Origin of the sequence: Proluteimonas luteida (genome assembly GCF_021191695.1) — a bacterium.
GTDB classification, from domain to species: Bacteria; Pseudomonadota; Gammaproteobacteria; order Xanthomonadales; family Xanthomonadaceae; genus Luteimonas; species Luteimonas luteida.
This window is the reverse complement of sequence record NZ_JAIWPT010000003.1, coordinates 293,312-317,498: the sequence shown is the minus strand read 5'-3', so window position 1 is coordinate 317,498 and position 24,187 is coordinate 293,312. Positions and strand designations below refer to the sequence as shown.

The following is a 24,187-nucleotide window of genomic DNA, read 5'->3' as shown; positions in this document are numbered from 1 at the left end:
CGCCGCGCGTATAATCGCGCCCTTCCCGATTCCCGAGTGCACGCCGCCGCGTGCGTCCCCGCATGTCCGACGTCGCCACCGAAGCCGCCCGCCGCCGCACCTTCGCGATCATCTCGCACCCCGACGCCGGCAAGACCACGCTGACCGAGAAGCTGCTGCTGTTCGGCGGCGCGATCCAGATGGCCGGCAGCGTCAAGGGCCGCAAGGCCGCGCGCCACGCGACTTCCGACTGGATGGCGCTGGAAAAGGAGCGCGGCATCTCGGTCACCAGCTCGGTGATGCAGTTCCCCTACGAGGGCCGCATCGTCAACCTGCTCGACACCCCGGGCCACGCCGACTTCGGCGAGGATACCTACCGCGTGCTGACCGCGGTCGACTCGGCGCTGATGGTCATCGACGTGGCCAAGGGCGTCGAGGAACGCACGATCAAGCTGATGGAGGTGTGCCGCATGCGCGACACGCCGATCATGACCTTCATCAACAAGCTCGACCGCGAGGGCAAGGACCCGATCGACCTGCTCGACGAGGTCGAGAGCGTGCTCGGCATCCAGTGCGCGCCAGTGACCTGGCCGATCGGCATGGGCCAGCGCCTGAAGGGCGTGGTGCACCTGGTGACCGGCGAAGTCCACCTCTACGAGCCGGGGCGCAACTTCACCCGCCAGGACTCGACCATCTTTCCGTCACTGGACGCGCCGGGGCTGGCGGAGAAGATCGGCGCCGACATGCTGACCAATCTGCGCGAGGAGCTGGAGCTGGTGCAGGGCGCCAGCCATCCGTTCGACCTCGACGCCTACCTCGCCGGCCGGCAGACGCCGGTGTTCTTCGGCTCGGGCGTCAACAACTTCGGCGTGCAGCCGCTGCTGGACTTCTTCGTCGAACACGCGCCGTCGCCGCGGCCGCGCGCCACCACCACGCGCGACGTCGCGCCGGAGGAAGCGAAGCTGACCGGCTTCGTGTTCAAGATCCAGGCGAACATGGACCCCATGCACCGCGACCGGGTGGCGTTCATGCGCGTGTGCTCGGGCCGTTTCAGCGCCGGCATGAAGGCCTTCCACGTGCGCACCGGCAAGGAAGTGAAGCTGGCCAACGCGCTGACCTTCATGGCCAGCGACCGCGAGATCGCCGCCGAGGCGTATCCGGGCGACGTCATCGGCATCCACAACCACGGCACGATCTCGATCGGCGACACCTTCACCGAGGGCGAGGCGCTGGCGTTCACCGGCATCCCCAACTTCGCGCCGGAGCTGTTCCGCCGCGCGCGGCTGCGCGATCCACTGAAGCTCAAGCAGCTGCAGAAGGGCCTGGCGCAGCTGTCGGAAGAAGGTGCGACGCAGTTCTTCAAGCCGATGATGAGCAACGACCTGATCCTCGGCGCGGTCGGCGTGCTGCAGTTCGACGTCGTCGCCTACCGGCTCAAGGACGAGTACGGCGTCGAGGCGACGTTCGAACCGGTGCAGGTCGCGACCGCACGCTGGATCCGCTGCGCGGATCCGAAGAAGCTCGAGGACTTCCGCGACAAGTACGCGATGCAGCTCGCGCTCGACGGCGCCGACCAGCTGGTCTACCTCGCGCCGACCCGGGTCAACCTGCAACTGGCGGAAGAACGCGCACCGGGCATCGAGTTCCTCGCCACCCGCGAGCACGCGCACGCCGCGCCGGCCGGCTGAGGTGGGGTAACGTCGGCCGACGCCGCGCCGGGCATCTGACACGGCCTCGGCGCGGGGCCATAATCGGCGGGTCCACCTCCCCCGCCGGACCGCCCCGATGACCAGTGCCGCCCCCCACATGAGCCTGCGCGAGAAGCGCGAGGAACTCGCCAGCGCGCTGACCCACGGCCTTGGCGCAGCCGCCGCGCTGGCCGCAGGCGCGGTGTTGATCACCCTGGCCGCCCTGTACGGCAATGGCTGGCAGCTCGGCGCCTCGATCGTGTTCGGGGTCACGCTGCTGCTGCTCTACGTCGCCTCCACGCTGTACCACTCGATCCACCACCCGGTCGTCAAGGGCCGGCTCAAGGTATTCGACCACTGCGCGATCTACCTGCTGATCGCCGGCACCTACACGCCGTTCACGCTGATCGGACTGCGCGGCCCGCTGGGCTGGTGGCTGTTCGGCATCATCTGGGGGCTGGCCCTGGTCGGGGTGGTGTTCAAGCTGTTCTACACGGGTCGTTTCCGCGGCTTGTCGACCGCGATCTACGTGGCGATGGGCTGGCTGATCGTCATCGCGATCGGGCCCGTGGTGTCCGCGCTCGACGGATGGACGCTGGGTTGGATCATCGCCGGCGGCGTGTTCTACACGCTGGGCACGTTCTTCTACATGCGCGACTCGATCCCCTACGCGCACGCGATCTGGCACCTGTTCTGCATCGCCGGCAGCGTCTGCCATTACATCGCGGTGCTGGCGCAGGTGGTACCGACGCGTTGACGCCGTGGCCGGGCCGCTATCATGCGACCGGTTCCCCGCGAGCGCCGCAATGCCCGTCTTCGACCGTTCGATCGCCGCCGCCTGTCTCGCCGTGCTGGCCGCATGCGCGCCGGCGCCGGCCCCAACCGGCAGCGCGACGCCCGCCGCTCCCGCGTCGCCGCCTGCAATCGCGCCGGTCGAGACCGAAACCGTCATCGCGCGCTACGACTGCCCGGGCGCCGGGCGCATCGACCTGATCCGCGACGGCCGCCATGCGCGCCTGACGATGACCGACGGCCGCATCGTGCATATCGGCGCGATCCAGGGCAGCCGGCCGCCGATCTGGTCCGAGGTCGGCCTGCGCTTCATCGTCGATGGCGACTTCATCGAGATCTCCGAGGACAGCGGCCGCGCATTCGCCTGTACCGCCTTGCCCGACGGCGACCCGGACGGCGCCTCCGCGGCAGACTAACGCTGCGCGAGCGGCCCGATCTCCGCCTTGTTCTCCGTCGCCGCGGCGGTCGCCGGCCACGGAATCCTCCGGTCGCGTTCACCTCTGCTTGATCGCGATACGCGGATGGTGGCTGCGACGAGCCGAATCCGATGACCGCCGACACGCCCCGGGCAACAGCCTCTCCCCCGCCATCCGACCGGTTGCGCCGGGCATTCCGCGGCCATCCCGGACGCATCACCCTGGTCGTGCTGGCCGCCGCGCTCATCCTGCTGGTGCTGCTGTGGGACTGGAACTGGTTCAAGGGCCCGGTCGAGCGGGCCGTGCAGGCGCGGACCGGCCGGGTGCTGCAGATCGGCGGCGATCTCGACGTCGACCTCGGCCGGGTGACCACGGTCCGCGCCGACGGCCTGAAGTTCGCCAACGCGGACTGGGCGAAGGACGCGACGATGGCCTCGGTCGAGCGACTGGAACTGCAGGTCGAGATCCTCCCGCTGATCTTCCGCCGGCAGACGCGCCTGCCGGAAATCCGCCTGACCCGGCCGGCGCTGCAGCTGGAAACCAACCCGGACGGCGGCGCCGGCAACTGGGACCTGGGCCTGGGCGATTCCGAAGGCGCGCCGATGCAGGTGCGGCGGCTGTGGGTCGACGAGGGCCACCTGCGTTTCCTCGATACGCCCGGCGGCACCGACATCGCCGTGCAGCTCGCCAGCCAGCAGCCCGACGACGCCGATGCGGCGCCGCCGATCGCCATCGAAGGCGGCGGCACCTGGGCGCGCAACCGCTTCACGCTGCAGGGCATCGCCGCCTCGCCGCTGGAGCTGCAGGACACCGACAAGCCCTACCGCATCGACCTGCGCGCACGCGCCGGCGCCACCCGTGCGCACGCACGCGGCACCCTGGTCGACCCGCTGCAGCTGCGCGATTTCGACCTGCAGTTCGCGCTGTCCGGACAGAACCTCGAACACCTGTATCCACTGGTCGGGGTGGCGATGCCCGATACCCCGCCGTATGCGCTGGACGGCCGCCTGACCCGCGACGGCAGCACCTGGCACTACGACGGCTTCACCGGCAAAGTCGGCCAGAGCGACCTCGGCGGCGATGCCGCGATCACGGTCGGCGGCGAACGTCCGTTCCTGAAGGCCGACCTGGTGTCGGAGCGGCTCGACTTCGATGATCTCGCCGGCTTCCTCGGCGGCACGCCGGACGCGGACGATGGCGAGGCGCTGGACCCGGAACTGGTCGCGCGTGCCGAGCAGCTGGCGGCCAAGGGCAAGGTGATTCCCGACACCGCCTACGACCTCGGCAAGCTGCGCGCCATGGACGCCGACGTGCGGCTGCGCGCGCAGCGCATCAATGCGCCGTCGCTGCCGATCGACGACATGGACGCGCACCTGCTGCTGGAAGCCGGCCTGCTGCGCCTCGACCCGCTGGACTTCGGCGTCGCCGGCGGCAACATCCGCTCGACGGTGCGGATGGACGCGCGCAAGGATACGATCCAAACGCGCCTGCAGGCCACGCTGCGCGGGATCGAACTGGGCGGGCTGTTCCCGGACAACGAGCTGGCCAGCCAGGCCGTGGGACGCATCGGCGGCAGCATCAACGTCGCCGGCACCGGCAATTCGGTCGCGGCGATGCTCGGCAGCGCCGACGGCGATGTCGCTGTCGGCATGGGGGCGGGCCGGGTCAGCAACCTGCTGGTCGAACTGGCCGGCATCGACATCTACGAATCGCTGAAGTACCTGATCGGCCAGGACAAGCAGATCCCGATCCGCTGCGCGTTCGCCGATTTCGGCGTGCAGCAGGGAGTAATGGACGCGCGCGCGCTGGCGTTCGACACCAGCGATACGATCATCGTCGGCGAGGGCCAGGTCAGCCTGCGCGACGAGACCTTGGACCTGGAACTGCGCCCGCGCCCCAAGGACCGCAGCATCCTCGCGCTGCGCTCGCCGCTGGTGGTCGGCGGCACCTTCGCCGCGCCCAGCTTCCGCCCGGACATGGCGCGCCTGGGCCTGCGCGGCGCGATCGCGCTGGCACTGGGCTCGATCACGCCGCCGGCCGCATTGCTGGCGACGCTGGAACTCGGTGGCGGCGAGGACAGCGACTGCGGCGGCGACTACGCGCGCTGACCCGGCCCGGACACGGGCCTTGCCTCGATTACGCCGATGCGTCGTCCGATCCGGATCCTGCCGGCCGCCAGTCCTGCACCAGGTACAGCGGCCGCTGCTTCGACTCCTCGTACAGCCGCCCCAGGTACTCGCCGATCACGCCCAGTGCGACCAGTTGCACGCCGCCGAGGAACAGGATCACCGTCATCATCGTCGGCCAGCCGGCGACCCGGTCGCCGAACAGCAGCGCCTTGCAGATGATCCACAACGCGAACACGAAGGCCCCGCACGCGGTCAGCCCGCCGACATAGGTCGCCAGCCGCAACGGCGCGGTCGAGAAACTGGTGACGCCGTCGATGGCGAAGTTCCACAGCCGCCACAGGCTGAACTTGCTGCGGCCGGCGATCCGCGACTCGCGCTGGTACGGCACCGCGATGCGGTTGAACCCGATCCAGCCGAACAGGCCCTTCATGAACCGCTGGCGCTCGCGCAGCTGCCGCAGGGCTGCCAGCGCACGCGGCGACAGCAGCCGGTAGTCGCCGGTATCGGCCGGCACCGGGGTCCTGGCCAGCCGCTGCATCAGCCGGTAGAACAGGTGCGCGGTGGACTTCTTCACCCAGCCCTCGCCGTCCCGGCTCAGGCGTGTGCCATGGACGTCGTCATAGCCGGCGCGCCAGTGGGCGACGAACTGCGGGATCAGTTCCGGCGGGTCCTGGCCATCGGCGTCGAGGATCATCGCCGCGCCGGTCTCGACCATGTCCAGGCCGGCGGTCAGCGCCGCCTCCTTGCCGAAGTTGCGCGACAGCCGCAGCAACGCCACGCGCGGGTCGTCCGCGGCCAGCGCGCGCATGACCTCCCAGGTCGCATCGCCGCTGCCGTCGTCGACGTAGAGCACGCGCGCGTCAATGCCGTCGGCCCGCAGCGCGGCCATCACCGCGGCGATCCGCGGATGCAGCCTGGGCAGCGACTGGGCCTCGTCGAAGGCGGCGACGAGGATCGTCAGCCGGTCGCAGGCGCCGGCTGCGGCGCCGGCGGGTAAGGCGTCGGTGACGTTCAATCCAGTGCCTCCACATAGGCGGGGCCGCCGATCTGCCGCGCATTGCGCTCGATCCACTGCGCCCGCCGCTGCACGTACGGCCCGGGACGCGAGGCGCTGTAGCGGCGCGGGCTGGGCAGCACCGCGGCCAGCCGCGCACTCTCGTTCGGGCTCAGCTGCGCCGCATCTTTGCCGAAATGGCGGCGCGCGGCGGCCTGGGCGCCGTAGATCCCGTCGCCGAACTCGGCGATGTTGACGTAGACCTCGAGGATGCGGGTCTTGGGCCACAGCAGTTCGATCAGCAGGGTGTACCAGCCCTCCAGTCCCTTGCGCAGCCAGCTGCGTCCGCCCCACAGGAACAGGTTCTTCGCGGTCTGCTGGCTGATCGTGCTGGCACCGCGGACCGAGCCGCCACGGGCATTGTGGTCGCGCGCCTTCTCGATCGCGTCCAGGTCGAAGCCGCGGTGCCGGGCGAAGTTCTGGTCCTCGGCGGCGATCACCGCGACCGGCAGGCTGGTGGCGATCCGGTCCAGGTCGCGCCACTGGTAGTACACGCGCACGTCGTCGTCGCCATCGGTCCAGGCTTCGATCTGGCGGATCGCCATGAACGCGGAGAACGGCGGATCGACGAAGCGCAGCACCAGCACCTGCGCGACGGTGAACAGCACCGCGATCACCGGCAGCCACAGCAGACGCCGAAGCCAGCGGCGCGGGCGCCGGTTGCCGATGTCGTTCATCGCCGCGTCCCCGGCTTGCGGGCGCGGGCGGGCGCCCCCATCGTTGTGTCACGCCATGCATTCATGGCGCCACTGTATCGACCGGCCCCGGTGCCGCCAATCGCCATCCCCATCTCCGCTTTCCAACGATCCCGCCCCGACAGTACCGACATGACCGATCCCGCTTCGCACGACAGCGACCGCCTGACCCGATTCCTGCTGCCGCACGCCGGCGTACGCGGGGTGCGCGTGCACCTGCACGACACCTGGCGGCAGGTCAGCGACCGCGGCCCCTATCCCGCCGCGATCCGGGAGCTGCTCGGCGAAGCCAGCGCCGCGGCCGCGCTGTTCACCGGCCATGCCAAGGTCGATGGCCGGCTGTCGGTGCAACTGCGCGCGAGCGGCCCGCTGCGCACGCTGTTCGCCGAATGCACCTCTGCCGGCACCATCCGCGGCATCGCCCGCTTCGATGCCGAGGCCACCACCGGCATGTCGCGCGACCTGCGCACGCTCGGCGACGACGCGGTGCTGGCCCTGACCATCGAGAATCCGTCGAAGGGCCGCGACCCGATGCGCTACCAGGGCCTGGTGTCGTTGCAGTCGGAATCGCTGTCGGGTGCGTTCGAGGACTACTTCCGCCAGTCCGAGCAATTGCCCACGCGCGTGCTGCTGGCCGCAGACGACACCCGCGCCGCCGGCCTGATGTTGCAGAAGCTTCCCGGCGACGCAGGCGACGACGACGGCTGGAACCGCGCCGGCGCGCTGTTCGACACCCTGACCACGGGCGAACTGCTCGACTGGTCCAGCGAAGCCCTGCTCGCGCGCCTGTTCTCCGAAGACGCGCCGCAGGTGCTGGGGGACAAGCCACTGGCGTTCGCCTGCTCCTGTTCGCGCGAGCGCGTGGAAGGCATGCTGCTGTCGCTCGGTGCCGACGAGGCCCGCGCCGCGGTCATCGACGGGGAGGCGCGGATCGTATGCGAGTTCTGTGGCCAGACCTACCTGTTCACGCCCGGGCAGATCGAAGCGCTGCTGGCGGTACCCGCGGCCGCGGTCGACGCGCCCGAACGCCTGCAATGAGCCGTGGGTCACATGGCCGGGATTGTTAAATAAACATAAATGTCCTAGAGTCGATTTCTCTGGGAATGGGGAACTTCCCGCCGGATCACCGGGTCAACGTTAAGACCATGTCATTGCGCCCCACTCGACTGCTGGCTGCCTGCACCCTCGCCCTGATGGCGGCGACGGGCGTGCATGCGCAGGAGAAGCGTGGTGGCCAGACGTTCCTGCCGGTGCTCGATGCCAACAGCGGCAAGGTCGAGGCCTTCCTGCTGCTCGAACCTGCCGCCAATTCCGCCGGTGCCCGCTGGCGTTTCGGCGACAACCGGCTCGACGCCGCATTCGGGCTGGAGTCCGGCAGTTCCCTGGCCCTGTGGTGCAGCCCCGGCAGCAGCTTCAACGGCGCGGTCAGCAACCTGGCCCGCAATTGCCAGCTCGCCTCGCTCGGCGACGCCCTGCCCGGCAACCGCCGTGCCAGCGCGTCCGCGGCGTTCAGCCGCCCCGGCGGCGGCGTCGGCATGACCGTCGGCGAAAGCCGCGACACCCTGCCCGCCTGGCTGAACCCTTCCGCCGGTGCCTCGCCCGGCAACGTCGACGTGCAGGACCTGACCGTCTTCGCCAAGAAGAACATCGGCGACGACGCCTATGTCTCGCTGGCCGGCACCCTGGCCAAGGCGACCTTGATCCCCTCGGCCAGCGCTCCGGCCGACCTCAGCGACCAGTGGAGCAGCCGCAGCGTCACCCTCGGCGGCGGCTACCGCCGGCTCAGCGTCGACATCGTCGGCCAGGTCGTCGACACCCCCGGCCTGCCGAAGTGGGAAGGCATCGGCCTGGGCGTCAGCTGGCGCACCCCTTGGAGCGGCCAGCTCACCGTGGGGGCCGACAACGTCATCACCCGCGGCAGGAATCCGTTCTCGAAGATGGCGGACCTGCCCGACGACGACGGCGCAGTGCCTTACATCCGGTACCAGCAGGATCTCTGAGCGCGGTTTCTCCACGGTGATTGCGGGCAATTCCCGCAAGTTCGACCGAATTCCCAGACTGATCTGATGGCAGGCGCGGTTGGTATGCCTGTCGAGCAGGGCTGTGCTCGAGCATTGCCACACTGTCGTTTTCCAAGACTTGATGCCGACCTGTGACAACAGTGCGCCGCCGCTTGCCCAGCATGGCTCTTCCGTGAGGCGTTCATTCCGCGTGATATGAACGCGGGATCGGCTTAACGACACTTTAATTTCTCTTCCGATGCGAATAGTATCGGCCAGACCTTGCTGAATTTGGCTTTTTTTTTGACGCTGCCAGCGGGTTCATATGGGGATAACCCAAGACTCAACTTGGAGAGAGAGATGAAATTGAAGAGAAACAAGCTTCGTGATGCGATTGCGTTCTCGCTTGCCGCCAGTGCGGTCGTCCTCGCAGGTACGGGTTCGGCACTTGCCCAGGACGCCGCCGAACAGCCGACCGCTACCAGCCTTGACACAGTGACCGTCACGGGCACGCGTATCAAGAGCCAGACCTTCACCTCGTCCAGCCCCATCACGGAAATCGACGCGGAGGAATTCAAGGCGTTCGGTGCCACCACGGTTGAGGATCTGGTCAACCAATACCCGCAGCTCGACATGAGCTTCGACAACTTCCAGAACAACCCGTCCTACGGGCATGCAACCATTTCGATGCGCGGGCTGGGTCCGCAGCGCACGCTGACCCTGGTCAATGGCCGCCGCCTGCCGGCCAGCCGCAATGAAATCACCGACCCGTCCATTGTCCCGGCGGCGATGATCAAGCGCGTCGACATCCTGTCCGGCGGTGCTTCGGCCGTTTACGGCGCGGACGCCGTGGCCGGCGTGGTCAACTTCATCCTTGACGACAAGTTCGAGGGCGTGAGCGTCAATTTCGGCTGGTCCGCCTACCAGCATGACAACGACAACAAGGAAATACAGGCGCTCAACGAGGAAGCCGGCTTTCCCTATCCGACCGGCAATTCCGGCTTCGACGGCATCAGCAAGAATGCCGACATCGTGGTGGGCGGCAGCTTCGGCGACACCGCCGGCCATGCGGTGGGCTGGTTGACCTGGCGCGAGAACGACGCGCTGTTCCACAGCCAGCGCGACTACTCCGCCTGCTCGGTGTGGTACGACGAGCCGCTGTGCGGTGGCTCCGGCACGGCCGATCCGGGCCGCTTCACGGTCAACGAGTACGTGAATGGCGCGGTCCGCCCGTGGCCGACAGGCACGAATGCCAACTACGTCTGGAACGGCAGTGGCTACGAAAACGGCTTCCCGCTCTACAACTACGCGCCGGTCAATTTCTTCCAGCGTCCCGACAAGCGCGTGACCGCGGGCTTCATGGGCAGCTACGAAATCAACGAGCACTTCGAGCCGTACATCGAGGCCTTGTTCCTCGAACGCAGGTCGGACATGCAGATCGCCGAATCGGGTGCGTTCGGCGTGCCGGTCGTCGTGGCCTGCGACAACCCGCTGATCGGCAGCCTGTGCGCCGATGCCGGCGTCACCACCGACCAGACCCAGGTCACCTTGTGGAAACGCAACGTCGAAGGCGGCCCACGCATCACGTCGTCCGACGACACCAGCTACCGCTTCGTTGCGGGCTTGCGGGGCGCCTGGTTCGACTCGTCCTGGTCCTATGATGTTTCGGCGACGTTCGGCAGGACCAAGACCACCTCGATCGGCAAGAACGACTTCCTGATCACCCGGATCGCCGCCGGTGCGCTGGGCTGTACCGACCCGGTCTACGGCACCTTCCCGGGATGCTCGCTGTATGACGTCTGGAATGACAACATCAGCCAGGAAGCCGCCGACGCGTTGGCCGGCACCAGCTTCGGCATCTACAAGACCAGCTACAGCGCATTGTCCGCCGTTGCCGATGGCTACATTGGCTGGGGCTTCCCGAGCGCGGATGGCGAGGAAATCGGCCTGGCCGTGGGCATGGAGCGTCGCAAGTACACCTTCGCCACGGAATACGACGGAGACTCCGCTGCGGGCAACTTTGCCGGCGCCGGCGCCGCCGACCTGCCGGTGAATGCCTCCAACACCGTGAACGACTTCTTCCTCGAAGCCGCGTTGCCGATCTACGTGGGTGACGGCGCATTCAACCGCCTCGATGCCTCGCTCGGCTATCGCTATTCGGACGACGAGACCTCGGGCAACTACGACACCTACAAGGCGGGCCTGAGCAGTTCGTTCCTGGACAACAAGCTGCTGGTGCGTGCCGGCTACAACCGCGCCGTGCGTGCGCCAAGCCTGAACAACCTGTACTACACACAGCGCATTGCCTTGGGCGGCAACGCCGATCTCTGCAGTGGCCCCAACCCGGCCTACACGGCGGAACAATGCGCGCGGACGGGCCTCCCGACTTCGGCCTACGGCCACGTGCCGCCCAGCCCGGCCAACCAGTACTACGCCCTGCTGGGCGGCAACCCGAGCCTGGAACCGGAAACGGCCGATACGTACACGGTCGGCTTCGCGATCGAACCGATCGAGAACCTGAACCTCGCCCTGGACTGGTACAACATCGAAATCAAGGGGGCGATCGCCGGCATCGGCTACGACAACATCCAGATCCTGTGCATGGAACAGGAACTGTACTGCGACCGCATCAACCGCGATGGACGCGCCGGCCAATACGACCTGTGGATTGGCCTCGCGTCCGATCCCCAGTCCGGCCACATCATCAACACGCCCGGCAACATCGGCGTCTACGAGCGGACTGGTATCGACTTGACCGCGAGTTACTCGTTCAACCTTGGCCCGGGCCGCTTGGCCACCAGTCTGGCGGGCAGCTACGTCCTGAAGGACTTCACCCAGACCCTGGCTGGCGAACCCAGCACCGCTTACGACTGCAAGGGCCTGGTCAATACAGCCCAGGCATGCCAGTCGCCGAAGTGGCGTCATGTCGCCTCGGCGCGGTATTCGTGGGATCGTTACTCGGCAACGCTGCGCTGGCGTCATGTCGGCGGGATGGACTACAAGGACGTGGACGGAAACCAGCTGTCCGACATCATCTGGCTGGGCAATGGTGTGTCCTCGTACAACTACCTCGACCTGAGCGGCAGCGCGAGCATTGGCTCGGCCCTGCTGACCCTGGGTGTGAACAACGTGCTCGACAAGGCACCACCGTTCGTGGGCGACGCGGAAGGCACGTGGGACGGCAATGCCAACACCCTGCCGGGTTACGACGCGGTGGGCCGCTACGTCTTCGGCAGCATCGAGCTGAAGTTCTGATCGCAGCAAACGTTCCAGGCAAAAAAAGGCGGCGGGCTTCGGCCCGCCGCTTTTTTTCTGGAACGTGTCGCCTACTTTGCAGCAGCACGTTCCCGGACCAGGGGGTCAGCCCCGCCTACTCCCCGCCGAGCGCCCCGACCGGCCTGTTGTCCAGTCCTCGCGTCAGCTCCCTCCCCGCCCTCTCGCGTGCCGCCCATTGTTCCGGCGTGTAGCAAACCCGCTTCTTCATCCGGCTGCCGGTGACGACCTCGGATTCGCAGACCTTGTCACTGCGCCTCGACTGCGCGTTCTGCGTGCCTGCGGGCGCGGACACGGTGGACTGCGCAGGAACCACTTCCTCCGCATCCTGCGCCGCCGCCTGCCCGATGGACAGCAGGCCAATGGCCGCACTACTGGCAAGCAGCAATACCGGACTCGCCACCGTCAAGGCATGCCGGCTGCGGAAACACTGGAGGAACGGATGGAACCAATCGGACTGGACGCGCATGGTGTTTCCTCGACGGCGCCGGTGGGGATTGACCCAGTATAGGCGTAGCCGGACGTTGTTCACGGCATTTACCGACTGAATCGATACACATCACCTTGACCATGCACAAGGTCTGCCTGAAAGCGTTTCCCGCCGTCGCTGGATGCCGCGGCTTCGCATCATGACAGGTACTTCAAGTCCGTACAGGCGCGGGCCGCTACATCTTCGGCTGCATGTCGAAGGCGATGGTCAGGCGCGACTCCCGTGCGTCGAATGGCACGGTGCCATGCCACATGTAGGAAGGGAACAGCGCCAGATGCCCAGGCCTGGGCTGGATGACGCGGCGTGGCGGCAGATCCAGCCCCAGATCTTCCAGTGGCTGTCCGAACTGGATCCATCCGGCATGGGATCCGCTGCTACTCGATTCAAGCACGCTGCCGGGCAGTGCGACGTAGAAGGCGGAACTTGCCCAGCCCTTGGGGTGGATGTGATTGGAATGCCGCCCCGACGAAGTGAGCCTTACCGACCATGAGCCGACGAAGCGTACGCTGCGCTGTTTGCGGGACAGGAAGGGGTGGTCCGCATCGTCCGGCAGCGCCGCCAGCCAGTTTTCGACAGCCGCGCGCAGAGCGTGCTCTGCCGCCCCCAGGATCGCGTCGTCGCGTCCGAACAGTTGGCCGGCCGTCTGCGTGCCGCCACGTACACTTTGGTTGACCGGCTCGCGCCCGGCGTTGTGCATGGTTTCCAGCGTCGCCGCCAACGCTTGCAGGAAAGCCGGCAAGTCGCCGAAACCGGGCGGTGGCGCGACTTCGACAGCACCCGCCAGTCTTTCGTAGTCGAACAACCAATGCTCGCGCTCGTCGCCGATCAGCCGCCACGCCGTACCCAGATGGCTCCAGCCTTCCTGGTTGTGCGGATCGAGCTTGACCGCCTTCTCCGCGCAACTTGCCGCCAGGTCGAAGCGTCGCGTGCGAAACGCATGCCGCGCATGCGCATTGAGAAATTCCGGCAACTCGCCCAACTCACCCCGCGCCGCCGCCGCGTACAACGGCGCAGCCTGTTCGTGCTGTTGCAGCGCGTCCAGCGCGTCGGCGGCAAACCAACCCAGCAGTGCGTCGCCGGGTTCACGCTGGCGCAGCGGATGCAGCAGCGCCAGGGCTTCCTCCGCGTGCTTCGACGCCACCAACATCCGCGCGAGGGCAAGTTGCAGCGGGCGATTGTCCGGCTGCGCCCGCGCTGCAGCACGGAACCCGCCCAACGGATCTTCGCCCGGCGCAAGCTCGGCACCGTTTTCCCACAGCAGATTGCTCAATGTTTCGTGAGCCGCTGCATGATGCGGATGCCGGGCAACGAGTTTGCGGGCACCCGCCAACGCTTCCGCCGGACGGCCTGCATCGGCCAGCACGCCATTGATGGCGTCCTGCAATTCAGGCGCATCGACGCCGCGTTGATGCAGCATTTTTTCTGCCTGCCGGAATGCGGCCAGCGCCTCGTCGACGCGCCCCAGAAAACGCAGTACCACACCCAGGTCGACCCATGCAGACGCCTGTTCCGGCGACAATGCAAGCGCCTTGCGCAGTACGGGTTCGGCTGCTTCCAGTTGGCCCTGCGCACGCAACGCCTTGCCGTGCCGGGCAAGGAACGCACCGTAGTTGCGTGACACCGCGGCATTGCCCGGCACCAACGCCAAGGCGCGTTCGAACGCCGCAGCGGCCTGCTCCTGGCGACCATCGTCCGCCAGGCACATGCCCAGCAACTGCCACGCATCCGCTACCTGCGGCGCCTGCTCGGCCAAGGCTTGGGCCATGGACAGTGCCTGTGCACGCTGCCCGGATCGCAACAATCCCAGCGCCCGCCTGAAGCGTTCTGCCTGCAGTGCATTCAACGGCTGGCCGCGAGATGCCGACACTCGGCGCTCAACGCACGCGACGCACGCGCAAGACCACGCCGTTCGGCATCACCAGCTGATAACTGCCCAATGTGCCTTTGCGCAGCTGCACGACGTCGCCGGATTGCACATGGCCGCCGCTGCGTGATTCGGTTTGCGCCCAGACCTGGCCATTCTCGAGCGCGAAACTGCGCTGCCCGCCGCGATCATGATCAACCCTGACCACCCGGCTTTCGATGCGTTCCGGATCGGCTTGTTCGACCGTCTGCCCCGGATTGCGCAGCGAGCCCCTGGGCGTGTTCAAACCGAAATCGGCCTGTGCCCTTTCCGTTGCCGCCTCGATCACCTCCGGCGGCGGCGGAAACGCCTCGTCGTAGCAGGCCAGCCGCGCGGCGGGTTCGGCCACGCTGGCGCAACCATGGCTGGCCTGTTGCGCAGCCAGCGGCAGTGCGAACCACCATAAGAGCAAGAGCGAAAGACGGCGCATGGGCATCATCGATTCATGCAGGACAGTCAGGATAGCCTACCGGCTCAAACCACGTCGGTTGCGGCGCGCCAGTCTCGCATCGCACCCGCCAGCGCCGTCGCCATTTCCCGCTCGGCCAGGCTGAGCAGCGGGTTCCACACGTCGAACATCAGGATGACGCGCAACTGATTGCTGTCGTTGCGCGCCTCGTGTTCCAGCGTGTCGTCGAACACCCAGCATTTGCCTTCGCGCCATTGCCTCCAGTCGTAACCGACGCGGTAACTGCACTGCTCCGGCACCACCAGCGGCAGGTGTGCGACCAGCCGCGCGTTGGTCTCCCCGGTATGTGGCGGAATATGCGCGCCCGGCGCCAGCGCGGAGAACATCGCGTTCGGACACAGGCCGGCGATCTCCACCGTATCCACCAGCGCCAGCGCCTCCGCCGTCCGCGGGCACTGCGCCAGATGTTCCGCCACCGGTTCGCCGTGTGCATACAAGTGGAAACCACTCCAGTTGCGCGAGTGGTTGAGCTTGTCCCACTGGTTGACCGGGTCTCCCGGCTGGTACTGGATGTAGGGAACGAATTCCTCTCCGCGGCTGGCGAGCATCTCCTGCAACTCGGTCTTGATCACGTTGGTACGCGATTCGAGTTCGCGCATCCACGGGAACAGCGCATCGTCGTAGAAGGTCAGCGCCGGCAAGCGCGGCACGTGCAGCTGGTTGCAGTGCGAATGGTAGGGCTGGGTGCGTCCCGCCAGGATCGACACCGCCTCGTCCCAGCGTCCCGCCAGCGCCAGGTCCACGGTGGTGCGCTTCGCAGCCACCCGATGCCCCAGGTAGTCGACGAGTTCCTGGGTGTCGCGCTCGACCACCTCGCGCGCGTGTGCGAGCCGTCGGCGCAGCGCAGGCGGCCATTCGGGCTCGTCCGGCGCGACCTTGAGCACGTTGCGAAAGACACCCGCCGCAATCCTGGGTTGGCGCTGCTGCTCGAGGAATTCGGCCTTGCCCAGCAGCGCCGGCAGGAAATAGGGATCGATCTCGAGCGCGGCGCTGATCGCGTCCCACTCCTTCTCCGGCCGCCCGATCTCGCGATGGACCCGGCCGATGGTCAGCAGGATCATCGGGTCGCGCGGCGCCCGCAGGCGCGCTTGCTGCAGCAGCTCGAGCGCGGTCTGCGAGTCGCCACGCTGGAATGCATGCACGCCCAGGCTGTAGAGCGCCTGCACGTTGTCCGGGTCCAGCGCCCGGATCTGGTTCCAGAGCCGTTCGGCTTCCTGCCAGTGCCCGCCCGCGGCAGCGGCACCGGCGGCATTTACCAAAGACGACAGCTTTGCGTTCAAGGGCCTGTTCCGTTTCGCCTGGCCGGCATGGGTCCATTCTATCGGAGGCGGCGGACGGCGCACTGGACGTCAGGCAGCTGCCTCGGGGACCCGACCCGATTGACCGGCTGGTGCGTTGACGCCGGTCACCGCGTCAAGCGCTTCAGTCCGGCGACACGGTCCCGCCTTCGAATGGAAACAGGCCTGCCTTGCGGTTCCGGGCGCCGAGCGGTCGCCGAAGTGGTGTGCCGATCAGGTCAGGTGGACACCCGCGCGACGGCCGCATGCCGCGTAAGCGCGGCCCGTGTCAGGCCGGCACCAGCGTCTGCGCCAGGTGCTCGACGTAGGCCTCGAACTCTTCCTGCTGCATACGCGCCTGCTGCAGTTGCAGATTGAGCTGCAGGAAGCCGACATAGGCGGTGTAGGTCAGGCGGGCGCGGTGCTGGGCGGCTTCGCGCGCCAGGCCGGCCTGGCGGAACGAGGCGGTCAGATAGTCGAGCCGGCGCTTGGAGACGCGCTCGATGACCGGCTGTACGGTCGCGTGGTCCTGCGCCTTCAGCAGCGCGCTGTAGATCACGTGCGACTGGTATTCGTGCGCAACCATCTGGAACAGCGCGCGCAGGCGTTCGCGCGGGTCGGGCATCTTCTCCAGCGCGCCGAACAGGGCTTCCTGCTCGACGTTCTCCCAGCGCTCCAGCGCGGCCTGCAGCAATGCGTCGCGCGAGGGGAAATGCCAGTAGAAGCTGCCCTTGGTGACGCCGAGGCGGCGGGCCAGCGGCTCGACGGCGACGGCCTGCACGCCCGATTCGGCGATCAACTCGAGCGCGGCCTGTGCCCAGTCGTCTGCACTCAGGCGTCCCTGGCGTTCGGCGCCCCTGGGGCGGGCGGGCGCGCCTGCGGCGCTGCGGGTGGGTGCGGTCATCGCGACAGTCTATCCATACGCCGGCGGCGGCGACAGTATCGAACACGTTTGCCGCAGCGCACATTGACTTCAAACAAGCGTATGAACATACTCGACCGTACGGAACAGGCAGCACCGGGATTCCACCCGCCGGCGCTGCGAACCGGCATCGCGCGGCTCGCGTCTCCGTCATCACGTCCGGACCGTCGCGCCGTCATGCTGGCTCCGCCTGTCCGTGCAACCCTGCCATGTCGTTCAGCCTGTCACTGCTGTCAGCCCGTCAGCCACCGACCCGCCCCACTGATCCCGCCGATCGCCGGAGCCCCCGATGAGCATCGCAATCCCCTTCCTCGCCCTTCTCCTGGCCGGCGCCGTCGCCGCCTACCACCGCCTGCGCCTGGCCTACTGGGCCGCGATCACCCTGACCCTGCTGGTCGCCTGCGGGCTGCTGGGGGCGAATCCCGCCGCGACCATCGTCGCCGCGGTGCTGGTCGCGGTGATCGCCCTGCCGCTGCTGATCGCGCCGGTGCGCAAGGCCCTGGTCACCGCGCCATTGCTGAAGTTCTTCCGCAAGGTGCTGCCACCGCTGTCGCAGACCGAGCGCATCGCGCTGGAGACCGGCTCGGTCGGTTTCGAGGGCGAGCTGTTCACCGGCGACCCGGACTGGAACAAGCTGCTCGACCAGCCCCGCCCCGCGCTGACGGACGAGGAGCAGGCCTTCCTCGACGGCCCGGTCGAGGAACTGTGCCGGATGACCAACGACTGGGAGATCACCCACGTCCACGCCGACCTGCCGCCGGAGCTGTGGGACTTCATCAAGCGCAACAGGTTCTTCGGCATGATCATCCCGAAGGCATATGGCGGCCTCGGCTTCTCGGCGCTGGCGCACCACAAGGTGATCCAGAAGCTGTCGTCGGTCTCCAGCGTGGTCAGCTCGACGGTCGGCGTGCCCAACTCGCTGGGCCCGGGCGAACTGCTCAACCACTACGGCACCCAGGAGCAGAAGGACTACTACCTGCCGCGCCTGGCGATCGGCGAGGAAGTGCCGTGCTTCGGCCTGACCGGTCCGTTCGCCGGGTCCGACGCGACCTCGATCCCCGACTACGGCATCGTCTGCAAGGGTGAGTGGAACGGCGCCAACGTGCTCGGCGTGCGCCTGACCTTCGACAAGCGCTACATCACCCTGGCCCCGGTGGCGACGCTGATCGGCCTGGCGTTCCGGATGTACGACCCGGACGGCCTGCTCGGCGAGACCGAGGACATCGGCATCACCCTGGCGCTGCTGCCGCGCGACACCGCCGGCGTCGACGTCGGCCGCCGCCACTTCCCGCTGAACTCGCCGTTCCAGAACGGCCCGATCCACGGCCGCGACGTGTTCATCCCGCTGAGCCAGCTGGTCGGCGGCCCGGACAAGGCCGGCAAGGGCTGGAACATGCTCAACGAATGCCTGGCGATCGGCCGCTCGATCACCCTGCCCTCGACCGCCAGCGGCGGCGCCAAGTTCGGCGCGGTCGTCACCGGTGCCTATGCGCGCATCCGCAAGCAGTTCGGCCTGTCGGTCGGCCGCTTCGAGGGCGTGGAGGAGGCGCTGGCGCGGATCGGCGGCAAGGCCTATGCGATCAGCGCGCTGTCCCAGGCCACCGCCGCCGCGGTGGACCGCGGCGACGTGCCGGCGGTGCCGTCGGCGATCGCCAAGTACCACTGCACGACGATGGGCCGCGAAGTGGTCAGCGACGTCATGGACGTGATCGGCGGCAAGGGCATCATCCTCGGTCCACGCAACTTCGCCGGCCGCAACTGGCAGGCCGCGCCGATCGGCATCACCGTCGAGGGCGCCAACATCATGACCCGCAGCCTGCTGATCTTCGGCCAGGGCGCGATCCTGTGCCATCCGTGGGTGATGAAGGAGATGAAGGCGGCGCAGGACCCCGACGAGAAGGCGGGCCTGGAGGAATTCGACCGCAACCTGTTCGGCCACATCGGCTTCGCGATCTCCAACGCGGTCCGCTCGATCTGGTTCGGCATCACCGGCGCGAAGATCGGCGCGGCGCCCGGCGACGCCTACACCCGCCGCTACTTCCGCAAGCTCGACCGCTACTCGGCCAACCTCGCATTGATGGCCGACGTGTCGATGCTGATGCTCGGCGGCAAGCTGAAGTTCAAGGAATCGCTGTCGGGCCGCCTGGGCGACGTGCTCAGCCACATCTACATGACCAGCGCGATGCTCAAGCGCTACCACGACGAGGGCGCACCGCAGGCCGACCAGCCGCTGCTGGCATGGTCGTTCCACGACAGCGTGCACAAGATCGAGAATGCGCTGTCGGCGGCACTGCGCAACTTCCCGATCCGGCCGGTGGGCTGGCTGATGTGGGCGTTGATCTTCCCGCTCGGCCGCCGCGCCGAGGCGCCGGGCGACCGTCTGTCGCGCCGGGTCGCCGCGCTGCTGATGGCGCCCAACGAGGCGCGCGCGCGCCTGGGCGATGGCGTGTTCCTGACCCCGTGCGACAACAACCCGGGTGGCCGCATCGACAGCTACCTGGCCAAGGCGATCGCCGCCGAGCCGATCGAGCGCAAGTTCCTCAAGGCGCTCAAGGGCAAGGGCATCCAGGCACTGGACTACCCCGCGCAGCTCGACGAGGCGGTGCGCGAGGGCCACATCAGCGCCGAGGAACGCGCGCTGCTGCAGGAACTGCGCGAGATCACGCTCGACACCATCACCGTCGACGATTTCGACACCGAGGAACTGCGTTCGGCCGGCTACCGCCCGCCGCCGTCGCACAACGGCGACCGTTCGCGCGAAGCGGCGTGACCGCGATCGTGTCCTGATCGACTCCGGCAACGGCGGGCGTGTCCCGCCGTTGCCGTTTCCGGTGTGCCGGCATGCGCTCCCGTTCCCTTGCGCCCGCCGGTACCGCTGCCGGCCTCCACTGCCATTTCCCGCGCCATCTTCTGCCGTTTCCCGCTGGAGTCCGCCATGGCCGCACCCTTGCAACGCCTGCACGACCGCCTCGCACGCTGGCCCTGCGGCACGTGGCTGTTCACGCGGCTGGTCTGTCTCAAGGCCCCGTACTTCGCCAGCATCCGTCCGCGGGTCACCGCGCTGCGCGCCGGCCATGGCGAGGCGACGATGCGCCATCGCCGCAGCGTCACCAACCACATCGGCACGGTGCACGCCATCGCGCTGTGCAACCTGGCCGAACTGATCGGCGGCCTGACCATCGACGTCAGCCTGCCGGCGTCGATGCGCTGGATCCCCCGGGGCATGACGGTCGAATACCTGAAGAAGGCGACCGGCACGATGCACGCGACGGCAACGCCCGCGTTCGCGCCGCAGATCGCAGATGCCGGCTATGCGCTTCCGGTGCAGGTGCTGATCCGCAACGACGACGGCGAGACGGTGCTGCGTGCGGACATCGCGATGTGGGTGTCGCCGCGCCGGAGCGCATGAGATGCTGGCCCTTGCCACCGCGTCGCCGTTCGACTGGCTGATCGCGCTTTGCGGCCTGCACAGCGCGGCATTCGCGCTGTTCCATCTCGCATTCTGGCGACTGTTCGGCTGGCCGCGGACGCTGCTGTCGACGACCCGGCCCAACCGCGCGGTGCTGCAGATCGCCAATGCGCAGCTGGTCTGGGTCTTCGCCGGCATCGCCCTGCTCTGTTTCCTGCTGCCACGCGACCTCGCCGGCACGGCGCTCGGCCGCGCGGTGCTCGCTGGCATGGCGGTGTTCTGGTGGCTGCGGCTCGCGCTGCAGTTCGTCTGGCTGCGCATGTACCATCCGCTGGTGCACGCGCTGAGCGCGGCGTTCCTCGTCGGCGCGCTGCTGTTCTCGGTCGCCGCGCTGCGCTGATCCGCATCGCTCAGGCGGGTGTGTGTCGCGCGCGCCAGACGGCCAGCACTTCGGCCTCGCGCGCCACCGCGAAACCATGGGCGGACGGGGAAATCAAGCTGGCGGCGACGAAACCTGCGGCGAGGACTTCACGACGGCTTCCCATGCCCTGGCTCCGGTGCGTCAGGCCGGCCGGCTGCCGCCTGCTGCGGAAGCCTGCGCTCGCCCCGGATCACGCGCCATGCGCTGAACGTCATGCCCAGCGCGATGCCGATGCCGGCCAGGAACACCACGCTCGACCCCAGCGTCGCCAGAGCCTTGTGCACCCAGACGAAGGTGACGTCGCCGCCGCGGTACACCGCCGTGTCGATGAACGCCTTGGCCTTGTAGCGCGATTCGCGATCGACCCGGGTGTAGATCGTTTCGCGCGCCGGCTTGGCCAGCGAGAACTCGCTGGCGCGGGTCATCACCTGCACCACCCAGATCAGCATCGGCAGCGGCGAGGCCGCCAGCACCGAGAAACCGACCAGGATCGCGATGGCGGGCACCAGCAGCAGCGGCGCGATGCCGAAGCGGCGCAGCAGCCAGCGGGTCAGGAACACCTGCACCAGCACGGTCAGCAGGTTGATGTACTGGTCGAGCCGGGCGTAGAACGCGGTGCGCGACGCGTCGCCGACCAGTTGCCGGGCGATCGCGGCCTGCTCGTTGTACAGCAGCGTGCCGACGCCGACGCCGAAGAACATCAGCAGCGCCAGCGCGCGCAGCAGCGGGTCGTGCAGGACCAGGCGCAGGCCCGCCAGCACCGAGCCGCCCATCGCCTCCTCGCCGCTGCGCTCGCGGTGCAGGCGCTCGCGCGCGATCGCCCAGCGCCGCAGGCGCAGGATGCACACCACGCACATCATCAGCAGCCCGGCCGAGACCAGCAGCAGGTTGCCCTCGCCGATCCGCTCCACCAGCAGCCGGGTGATGGTCGGTCCGAGCAACGCGCCGATGGTGCCGCCGGCGCCGATGTAGCCATAGACCTTCTTGGCGTTGTCGTTGTCGAACACGTCGGCCATGTAGCTCCAGAACACCGACACCGCGAACAGGTTGAACACCGCCACCCAGACGAAGAACAGCGCGCCGCGACCCGGCAGGTCGCGGTCGAATGCCCACCAGAACCAGAGCAGGCAGGCGATGAACAGCAGGTACACCACCGGCAGGAACACCCGGCGCGGGAAGCGCGACACCAGCGCGCCGTACAGCGGCTGCAGCAGCAGCATCACGAAGAACGTGCTGGTGAACAGCACCTGCAGGGTGAAATCGCCGAGCGCGATGCCGCGCGCGGCCGCCCAGTCGAGCAGGAACCCGGGAAACACGGCCGAGGCATCGGCCGAGGCGCCCATCGCGTCGCGCACCGGGCGCAGCACGTAGTAGCCGCACAGCAGGCAGAAGAAATACAGCAGCGCCCACCACAACGGCGGGGAGTCGCCCAGCGCGTCGCGGAAACGGGCCAGCGGTCGGCCGGAAGCCGCGCGGGGAGCCTGGTCTGTCATGGGTGGGCCGAGCGTGGGGCTCGCGGAACCGAGGCGGGCAAGTTATCCGATGGCTGGCGATCCCGCCAGCGGCGCGCATGGCACAGAGCATATGCTCTGTCCCAAGTGCCCGACCCTGCTCCCGACCCAGGCCCGCCATGCCACCCGGACCACCTCCCGAGTACGACTACGTCATCGTCGGCGCCGGCTCCGCCGGCTGCGTGCTGGCCAGCCGGCTCAGCGAGGACCCGGACATCCGCGTGCTGCTGCTCGAGGCCGGGCCGCGCGACTGGCACCCCTTCATCCACATGCCCGCGGGCCTGGCCAGGCTGGCCGGGCGCAAGGGCGTGAACTGGAACTACGACACCGCGCCCGAGCCGCAGCTCGGCGACCGCACGCTGTGGTGGCCGCGCGGCAAGGTGCTGGGCGGTTCGAGCTCGATCAACGCGATGTGCTACACGCGCGGCGCCGCTGGCGACTACGACGACTGGGCCGCGCAGGGCGCGGAAGGCTGGGCCTGGCGCGACGTGCTGCCGTACTTCATCCGCGCCGAGGGCAATACCCGCGGTGCCGATGCGCTGCACGGCGCGTCCGGCCCGCTGACGGTGTCGGACCTGCGCCACGTCAACCCGCTGTCGCGGATGTTCATCGCCGCGGGCGAGCAGGCGGGATTGCCCGCCAACGACGATTTCAACGGTCCCGAGCAGCAGGGCGTCGGCCTGTACCAGGTCACCCAGCGCGACGGCGCGCGCTGCTCGGCGGCGACCGCATACCTCGATGCTGCGGTGCGCGCCCGCCCCAACCTGCACATCCGCACCGGCGCGCTGGCCAGCCGCATCACCTTCGAACACGGCCGCGCGACCGGCGTGGTCTACGCCAGCGCGCGCGGCGCCTTCCACCAGCCGGCCATGCGCGAGATCCTGCTGTGCGGCGGTGCGGTCAACTCGCCGCAGCTGCTGATGCTCTCGGGCATCGGCGACGCACGCGAACTGCGCAGGCACGGCATCGCGGTGGTCCACGACGCGCCGCAGGTCGGCCGCAACCTGCAGGACCACCTCGACATCTGCACGCTCACGGGCGCGACCCGCCGGATCAGCTACGACCGGCTCAGCGAAGCCGCGGTGGCGTGGAACTACTACCTGCGCGGGCGGCGCGGACCCGGCACCAGCAACATCGCCGAGGCCGGCGGTTTCGTGCGTTCGCGCTTCGCCCCGGACGCGCGCGCCGACATCCAGTTCCATTTCGTGCCGGCGCTGCTCGACGACCATGGCCGCAACCGTCTGCCCGGCGACGGCTACACGCTGCATGCCTGCTTCCTGCGGCCCCGCAGCCGCGGCCGCATCGCACTGGCCGGCAACCGCGCCAGCGACGCACCGCGGATCGAAGCGAACTACCTGTCGGACCCGGACGGCACCGACCTGCGGATGATGGTCGAATGCGCGAAACTCTCGCGCGACATCCTCGCCCAGCCCGCGTTCGACGACGTGCGCGGCGCACCGGTCTTCCCCGCGCGCAACGACCTGTCCGATGCCGAGCTCGCAGGCTTCATCCGCGCCAAGGCCGAATCGATCTACCACCCGGCCGGCACCTGCCGGATGGGCAGCGACGACGCCGCCGTCGTCGATCCGCAGCTGCGCGTACGCGGCGTCGACGGCGTGCGCGTCGTCGACGCCTCGGTGATGCCGACCCTGCCCGGCGGCAATACCAACGCGCCGGTGATCATGATCGCCGAGCGCGCGGCCGACCTGATCCGCGGAAGCTGACCTCACGAAGCGGGCCCTCCGCCATCGCCATGCCT

The 24,187-nt window shown here is 68.3% G+C and carries 19 protein-coding genes; 11 read left to right on the top strand and 8 right to left on the bottom strand.

All coding sequences use genetic code 11. The annotated features are described in order from the left end of the window. Positions 1-62: 62 nt before the first annotated feature. The 4 genes from LDO26_RS04780 (at position 63) to LDO26_RS04765 (ending at position 4,983) form a co-directional block, all read left to right on the top strand. Positions 63-1,667 (top strand): peptide chain release factor 3, encoded by a 1,605-nt coding sequence (locus tag LDO26_RS04780; RefSeq protein ID WP_232129928.1) that lies wholly within the window; start codon positions 63-65, stop codon positions 1,665-1,667. 97 nt (positions 1,668-1,764) lie between these two features. Then, a complete protein-coding gene (trhA, locus tag LDO26_RS04775; protein WP_232129927.1) occupies positions 1,765-2,424 on the top strand; it encodes a PAQR family membrane homeostasis protein TrhA in 660 nt (219 codons plus the stop codon). A gap of 49 nt (positions 2,425-2,473) precedes the next feature. Further along, positions 2,474-2,875, top strand: a complete 402-nt coding sequence (locus LDO26_RS04770; RefSeq protein ID WP_232129926.1) for a hypothetical protein — start codon at positions 2,474-2,476, stop codon at positions 2,873-2,875. Between the two features lie 131 nt (positions 2,876-3,006). After that, the gene (locus LDO26_RS04765) at positions 3,007-4,983 is read left to right on the top strand and encodes an AsmA family protein (RefSeq protein ID WP_232129925.1); all 1,977 of its coding nucleotides are present in this window, start codon (positions 3,007-3,009) and stop codon (positions 4,981-4,983) included. A gap of 28 nt (positions 4,984-5,011) precedes the next feature. Here LDO26_RS04765 and LDO26_RS04760 read toward each other — a convergent pair whose 3' ends face one another. Both LDO26_RS04760 and mtgA read right to left on the bottom strand, forming a co-directional pair. Further along, positions 5,012-6,019, bottom strand: a complete 1,008-nt coding sequence (locus tag LDO26_RS04760) for a glycosyltransferase family 2 protein (protein ID WP_232129924.1) — start codon at positions 6,017-6,019, stop codon at positions 5,012-5,014. Next, on the bottom strand, positions 6,016-6,735 hold the full coding sequence (gene mtgA / locus LDO26_RS04755; RefSeq protein WP_232129923.1) for a monofunctional biosynthetic peptidoglycan transglycosylase: 720 nt from the start codon (positions 6,733-6,735) through the stop codon (positions 6,016-6,018). Before mtgA ends, LDO26_RS04760 begins: the two co-directional genes overlap by 4 nt. A 150-nt stretch (positions 6,736-6,885) precedes the next feature. Between mtgA and hslO the strand changes: the two genes are divergently transcribed. The 3 genes from hslO (at position 6,886) to LDO26_RS04740 (ending at position 12,008) form a co-directional block, all read left to right on the top strand. Further along, a complete protein-coding gene (gene hslO, locus LDO26_RS04750) occupies positions 6,886-7,791 on the top strand; it encodes an Hsp33 family molecular chaperone HslO (protein ID WP_343226156.1) in 906 nt (301 codons plus the stop codon). Positions 7,792-7,898: 107 nt separating this feature from the next. Then, complete coding sequence (locus LDO26_RS04745) at positions 7,899-8,753, top strand: XOO1806 family protein (protein ID WP_232129922.1); 855 nt, start codon at positions 7,899-7,901, stop codon at positions 8,751-8,753. Positions 8,754-9,113: 360 nt separating this feature from the next. Further along, a complete protein-coding gene (locus LDO26_RS04740) occupies positions 9,114-12,008 on the top strand; it encodes a TonB-dependent receptor domain-containing protein (RefSeq protein WP_232129921.1) in 2,895 nt (964 codons plus the stop codon). A gap of 115 nt (positions 12,009-12,123) precedes the next feature. Here LDO26_RS04740 and LDO26_RS04735 read toward each other — a convergent pair whose 3' ends face one another. From LDO26_RS04735 to LDO26_RS04715, 5 genes are all read right to left on the bottom strand, one after another. Beyond that, entirely contained in the window at positions 12,124-12,495 is a 372-nt protein-coding gene (locus LDO26_RS04735) for a hypothetical protein (protein ID WP_232129920.1), read from the bottom strand. A 196-nt stretch (positions 12,496-12,691) separates the two neighbouring features. Beyond that, complete coding sequence (locus LDO26_RS04730; RefSeq protein ID WP_343226155.1) at positions 12,692-14,383, bottom strand: tetratricopeptide repeat protein; 1,692 nt, start codon at positions 14,381-14,383, stop codon at positions 12,692-12,694. A 7-nt stretch (positions 14,384-14,390) separates the two neighbouring features. Beyond that, positions 14,391-14,855: a type VI secretion protein gene (locus LDO26_RS04725; RefSeq protein ID WP_232129918.1), complete on the bottom strand. Its 465-nt coding sequence runs from the start codon at positions 14,853-14,855 to the stop codon at positions 14,391-14,393. A 38-nt stretch (positions 14,856-14,893) separates the two neighbouring features. After that, the gene (locus LDO26_RS04720) at positions 14,894-16,168 is read right to left on the bottom strand and encodes an aspartyl/asparaginyl beta-hydroxylase domain-containing protein (protein WP_232129917.1); all 1,275 of its coding nucleotides are present in this window, start codon (positions 16,166-16,168) and stop codon (positions 14,894-14,896) included. A gap of 286 nt (positions 16,169-16,454) precedes the next feature. Further along, positions 16,455-17,069 carry a TetR/AcrR family transcriptional regulator gene (locus LDO26_RS04715; RefSeq protein WP_232129916.1) on the bottom strand — a complete coding sequence of 205 codons (615 nt, stop codon included), beginning with the start codon at positions 17,067-17,069 and terminating at the stop codon, positions 16,455-16,457. A 307-nt stretch (positions 17,070-17,376) separates the two neighbouring features. On the opposite strand from LDO26_RS04715, the gene LDO26_RS04710 reads away from it, so the two are divergent. The 3 genes from LDO26_RS04710 to LDO26_RS04700 all read left to right on the top strand — a co-directional run bounded on the left by LDO26_RS04710 (position 17,377) and on the right by LDO26_RS04700 (position 20,896). Further along, positions 17,377-19,857, top strand: a complete 2,481-nt coding sequence (locus LDO26_RS04710; RefSeq protein ID WP_232129915.1) for an acyl-CoA dehydrogenase — start codon at positions 17,377-17,379, stop codon at positions 19,855-19,857. Between the two features lie 165 nt (positions 19,858-20,022). Then, positions 20,023-20,496: a hotdog fold domain-containing protein gene (locus tag LDO26_RS04705; protein ID WP_232129914.1), complete on the top strand. Its 474-nt coding sequence runs from the start codon at positions 20,023-20,025 to the stop codon at positions 20,494-20,496. Position 20,497: 1 nt separating this feature from the next. Then, positions 20,498-20,896, top strand: a complete 399-nt coding sequence (locus LDO26_RS04700; protein WP_232129913.1) for a hypothetical protein — start codon at positions 20,498-20,500, stop codon at positions 20,894-20,896. 128 nt (positions 20,897-21,024) lie between these two features. Here the strand turns inward: LDO26_RS04700 and LDO26_RS04695 are convergent, their stop codons facing one another. Then, positions 21,025-22,410 (bottom strand): NTP/NDP exchange transporter, encoded by a 1,386-nt coding sequence (locus tag LDO26_RS04695; protein ID WP_232129912.1) that lies wholly within the window; start codon positions 22,408-22,410, stop codon positions 21,025-21,027. Positions 22,411-22,547: 137 nt separating this feature from the next. On the opposite strand from LDO26_RS04695, the gene LDO26_RS04690 reads away from it, so the two are divergent. Then, positions 22,548-24,152 (top strand): GMC family oxidoreductase, encoded by a 1,605-nt coding sequence (locus LDO26_RS04690; protein WP_232129911.1) that lies wholly within the window; start codon positions 22,548-22,550, stop codon positions 24,150-24,152. Positions 24,153-24,187 lie beyond the last annotated feature (35 nt).

What these genes read in the sequence shown, in the direction of transcription:
- LDO26_RS04780 (WP_232129928.1), top strand. Translation starts at nt 63, where the DNA reads ATGTCCGACGTCGCCACCGAAGCCGCCCGCCGCCGCACCTTCGCGATC.
- trhA (WP_232129927.1), top strand. Translation starts at nt 1,765, where the DNA reads ATGACCAGTGCCGCCCCCCACATGAGCCTGCGCGAGAAGCGCGAGGAA.
- LDO26_RS04770 (WP_232129926.1), top strand. Translation starts at nt 2,474, where the DNA reads ATGCCCGTCTTCGACCGTTCGATCGCCGCCGCCTGTCTCGCCGTGCTG.
- LDO26_RS04765 (WP_232129925.1), top strand. Translation starts at nt 3,007, where the DNA reads ATGACCGCCGACACGCCCCGGGCAACAGCCTCTCCCCCGCCATCCGAC.
- mtgA (WP_232129923.1), bottom strand. Translation starts at nt 6,735, where the DNA reads ATGAACGACATCGGCAACCGGCGCCCGCGCCGCTGGCTTCGGCGTCTG.
- hslO (WP_343226156.1), top strand. Translation starts at nt 6,886, where the DNA reads ATGACCGATCCCGCTTCGCACGACAGCGACCGCCTGACCCGATTCCTG.
- LDO26_RS04745 (WP_232129922.1), top strand. Translation starts at nt 7,899, where the DNA reads ATGTCATTGCGCCCCACTCGACTGCTGGCTGCCTGCACCCTCGCCCTG.
- LDO26_RS04740 (WP_232129921.1), top strand. Translation starts at nt 9,114, where the DNA reads ATGAAATTGAAGAGAAACAAGCTTCGTGATGCGATTGCGTTCTCGCTT.
- LDO26_RS04735 (WP_232129920.1), bottom strand. Translation starts at nt 12,495, where the DNA reads ATGCGCGTCCAGTCCGATTGGTTCCATCCGTTCCTCCAGTGTTTCCGC.
- LDO26_RS04725 (WP_232129918.1), bottom strand. Translation starts at nt 14,855, where the DNA reads ATGCCCATGCGCCGTCTTTCGCTCTTGCTCTTATGGTGGTTCGCACTG.
- LDO26_RS04715 (WP_232129916.1), bottom strand. Translation starts at nt 17,069, where the DNA reads ATGACCGCACCCACCCGCAGCGCCGCAGGCGCGCCCGCCCGCCCCAGG.
- LDO26_RS04710 (WP_232129915.1), top strand. Translation starts at nt 17,377, where the DNA reads ATGAGCATCGCAATCCCCTTCCTCGCCCTTCTCCTGGCCGGCGCCGTC.
- LDO26_RS04705 (WP_232129914.1), top strand. Translation starts at nt 20,023, where the DNA reads ATGGCCGCACCCTTGCAACGCCTGCACGACCGCCTCGCACGCTGGCCC.
- LDO26_RS04700 (WP_232129913.1), top strand. Translation starts at nt 20,498, where the DNA reads ATGCTGGCCCTTGCCACCGCGTCGCCGTTCGACTGGCTGATCGCGCTT.
- LDO26_RS04695 (WP_232129912.1), bottom strand. Translation starts at nt 22,410, where the DNA reads ATGACAGACCAGGCTCCCCGCGCGGCTTCCGGCCGACCGCTGGCCCGT.
- LDO26_RS04690 (WP_232129911.1), top strand. Translation starts at nt 22,548, where the DNA reads ATGCCACCCGGACCACCTCCCGAGTACGACTACGTCATCGTCGGCGCC.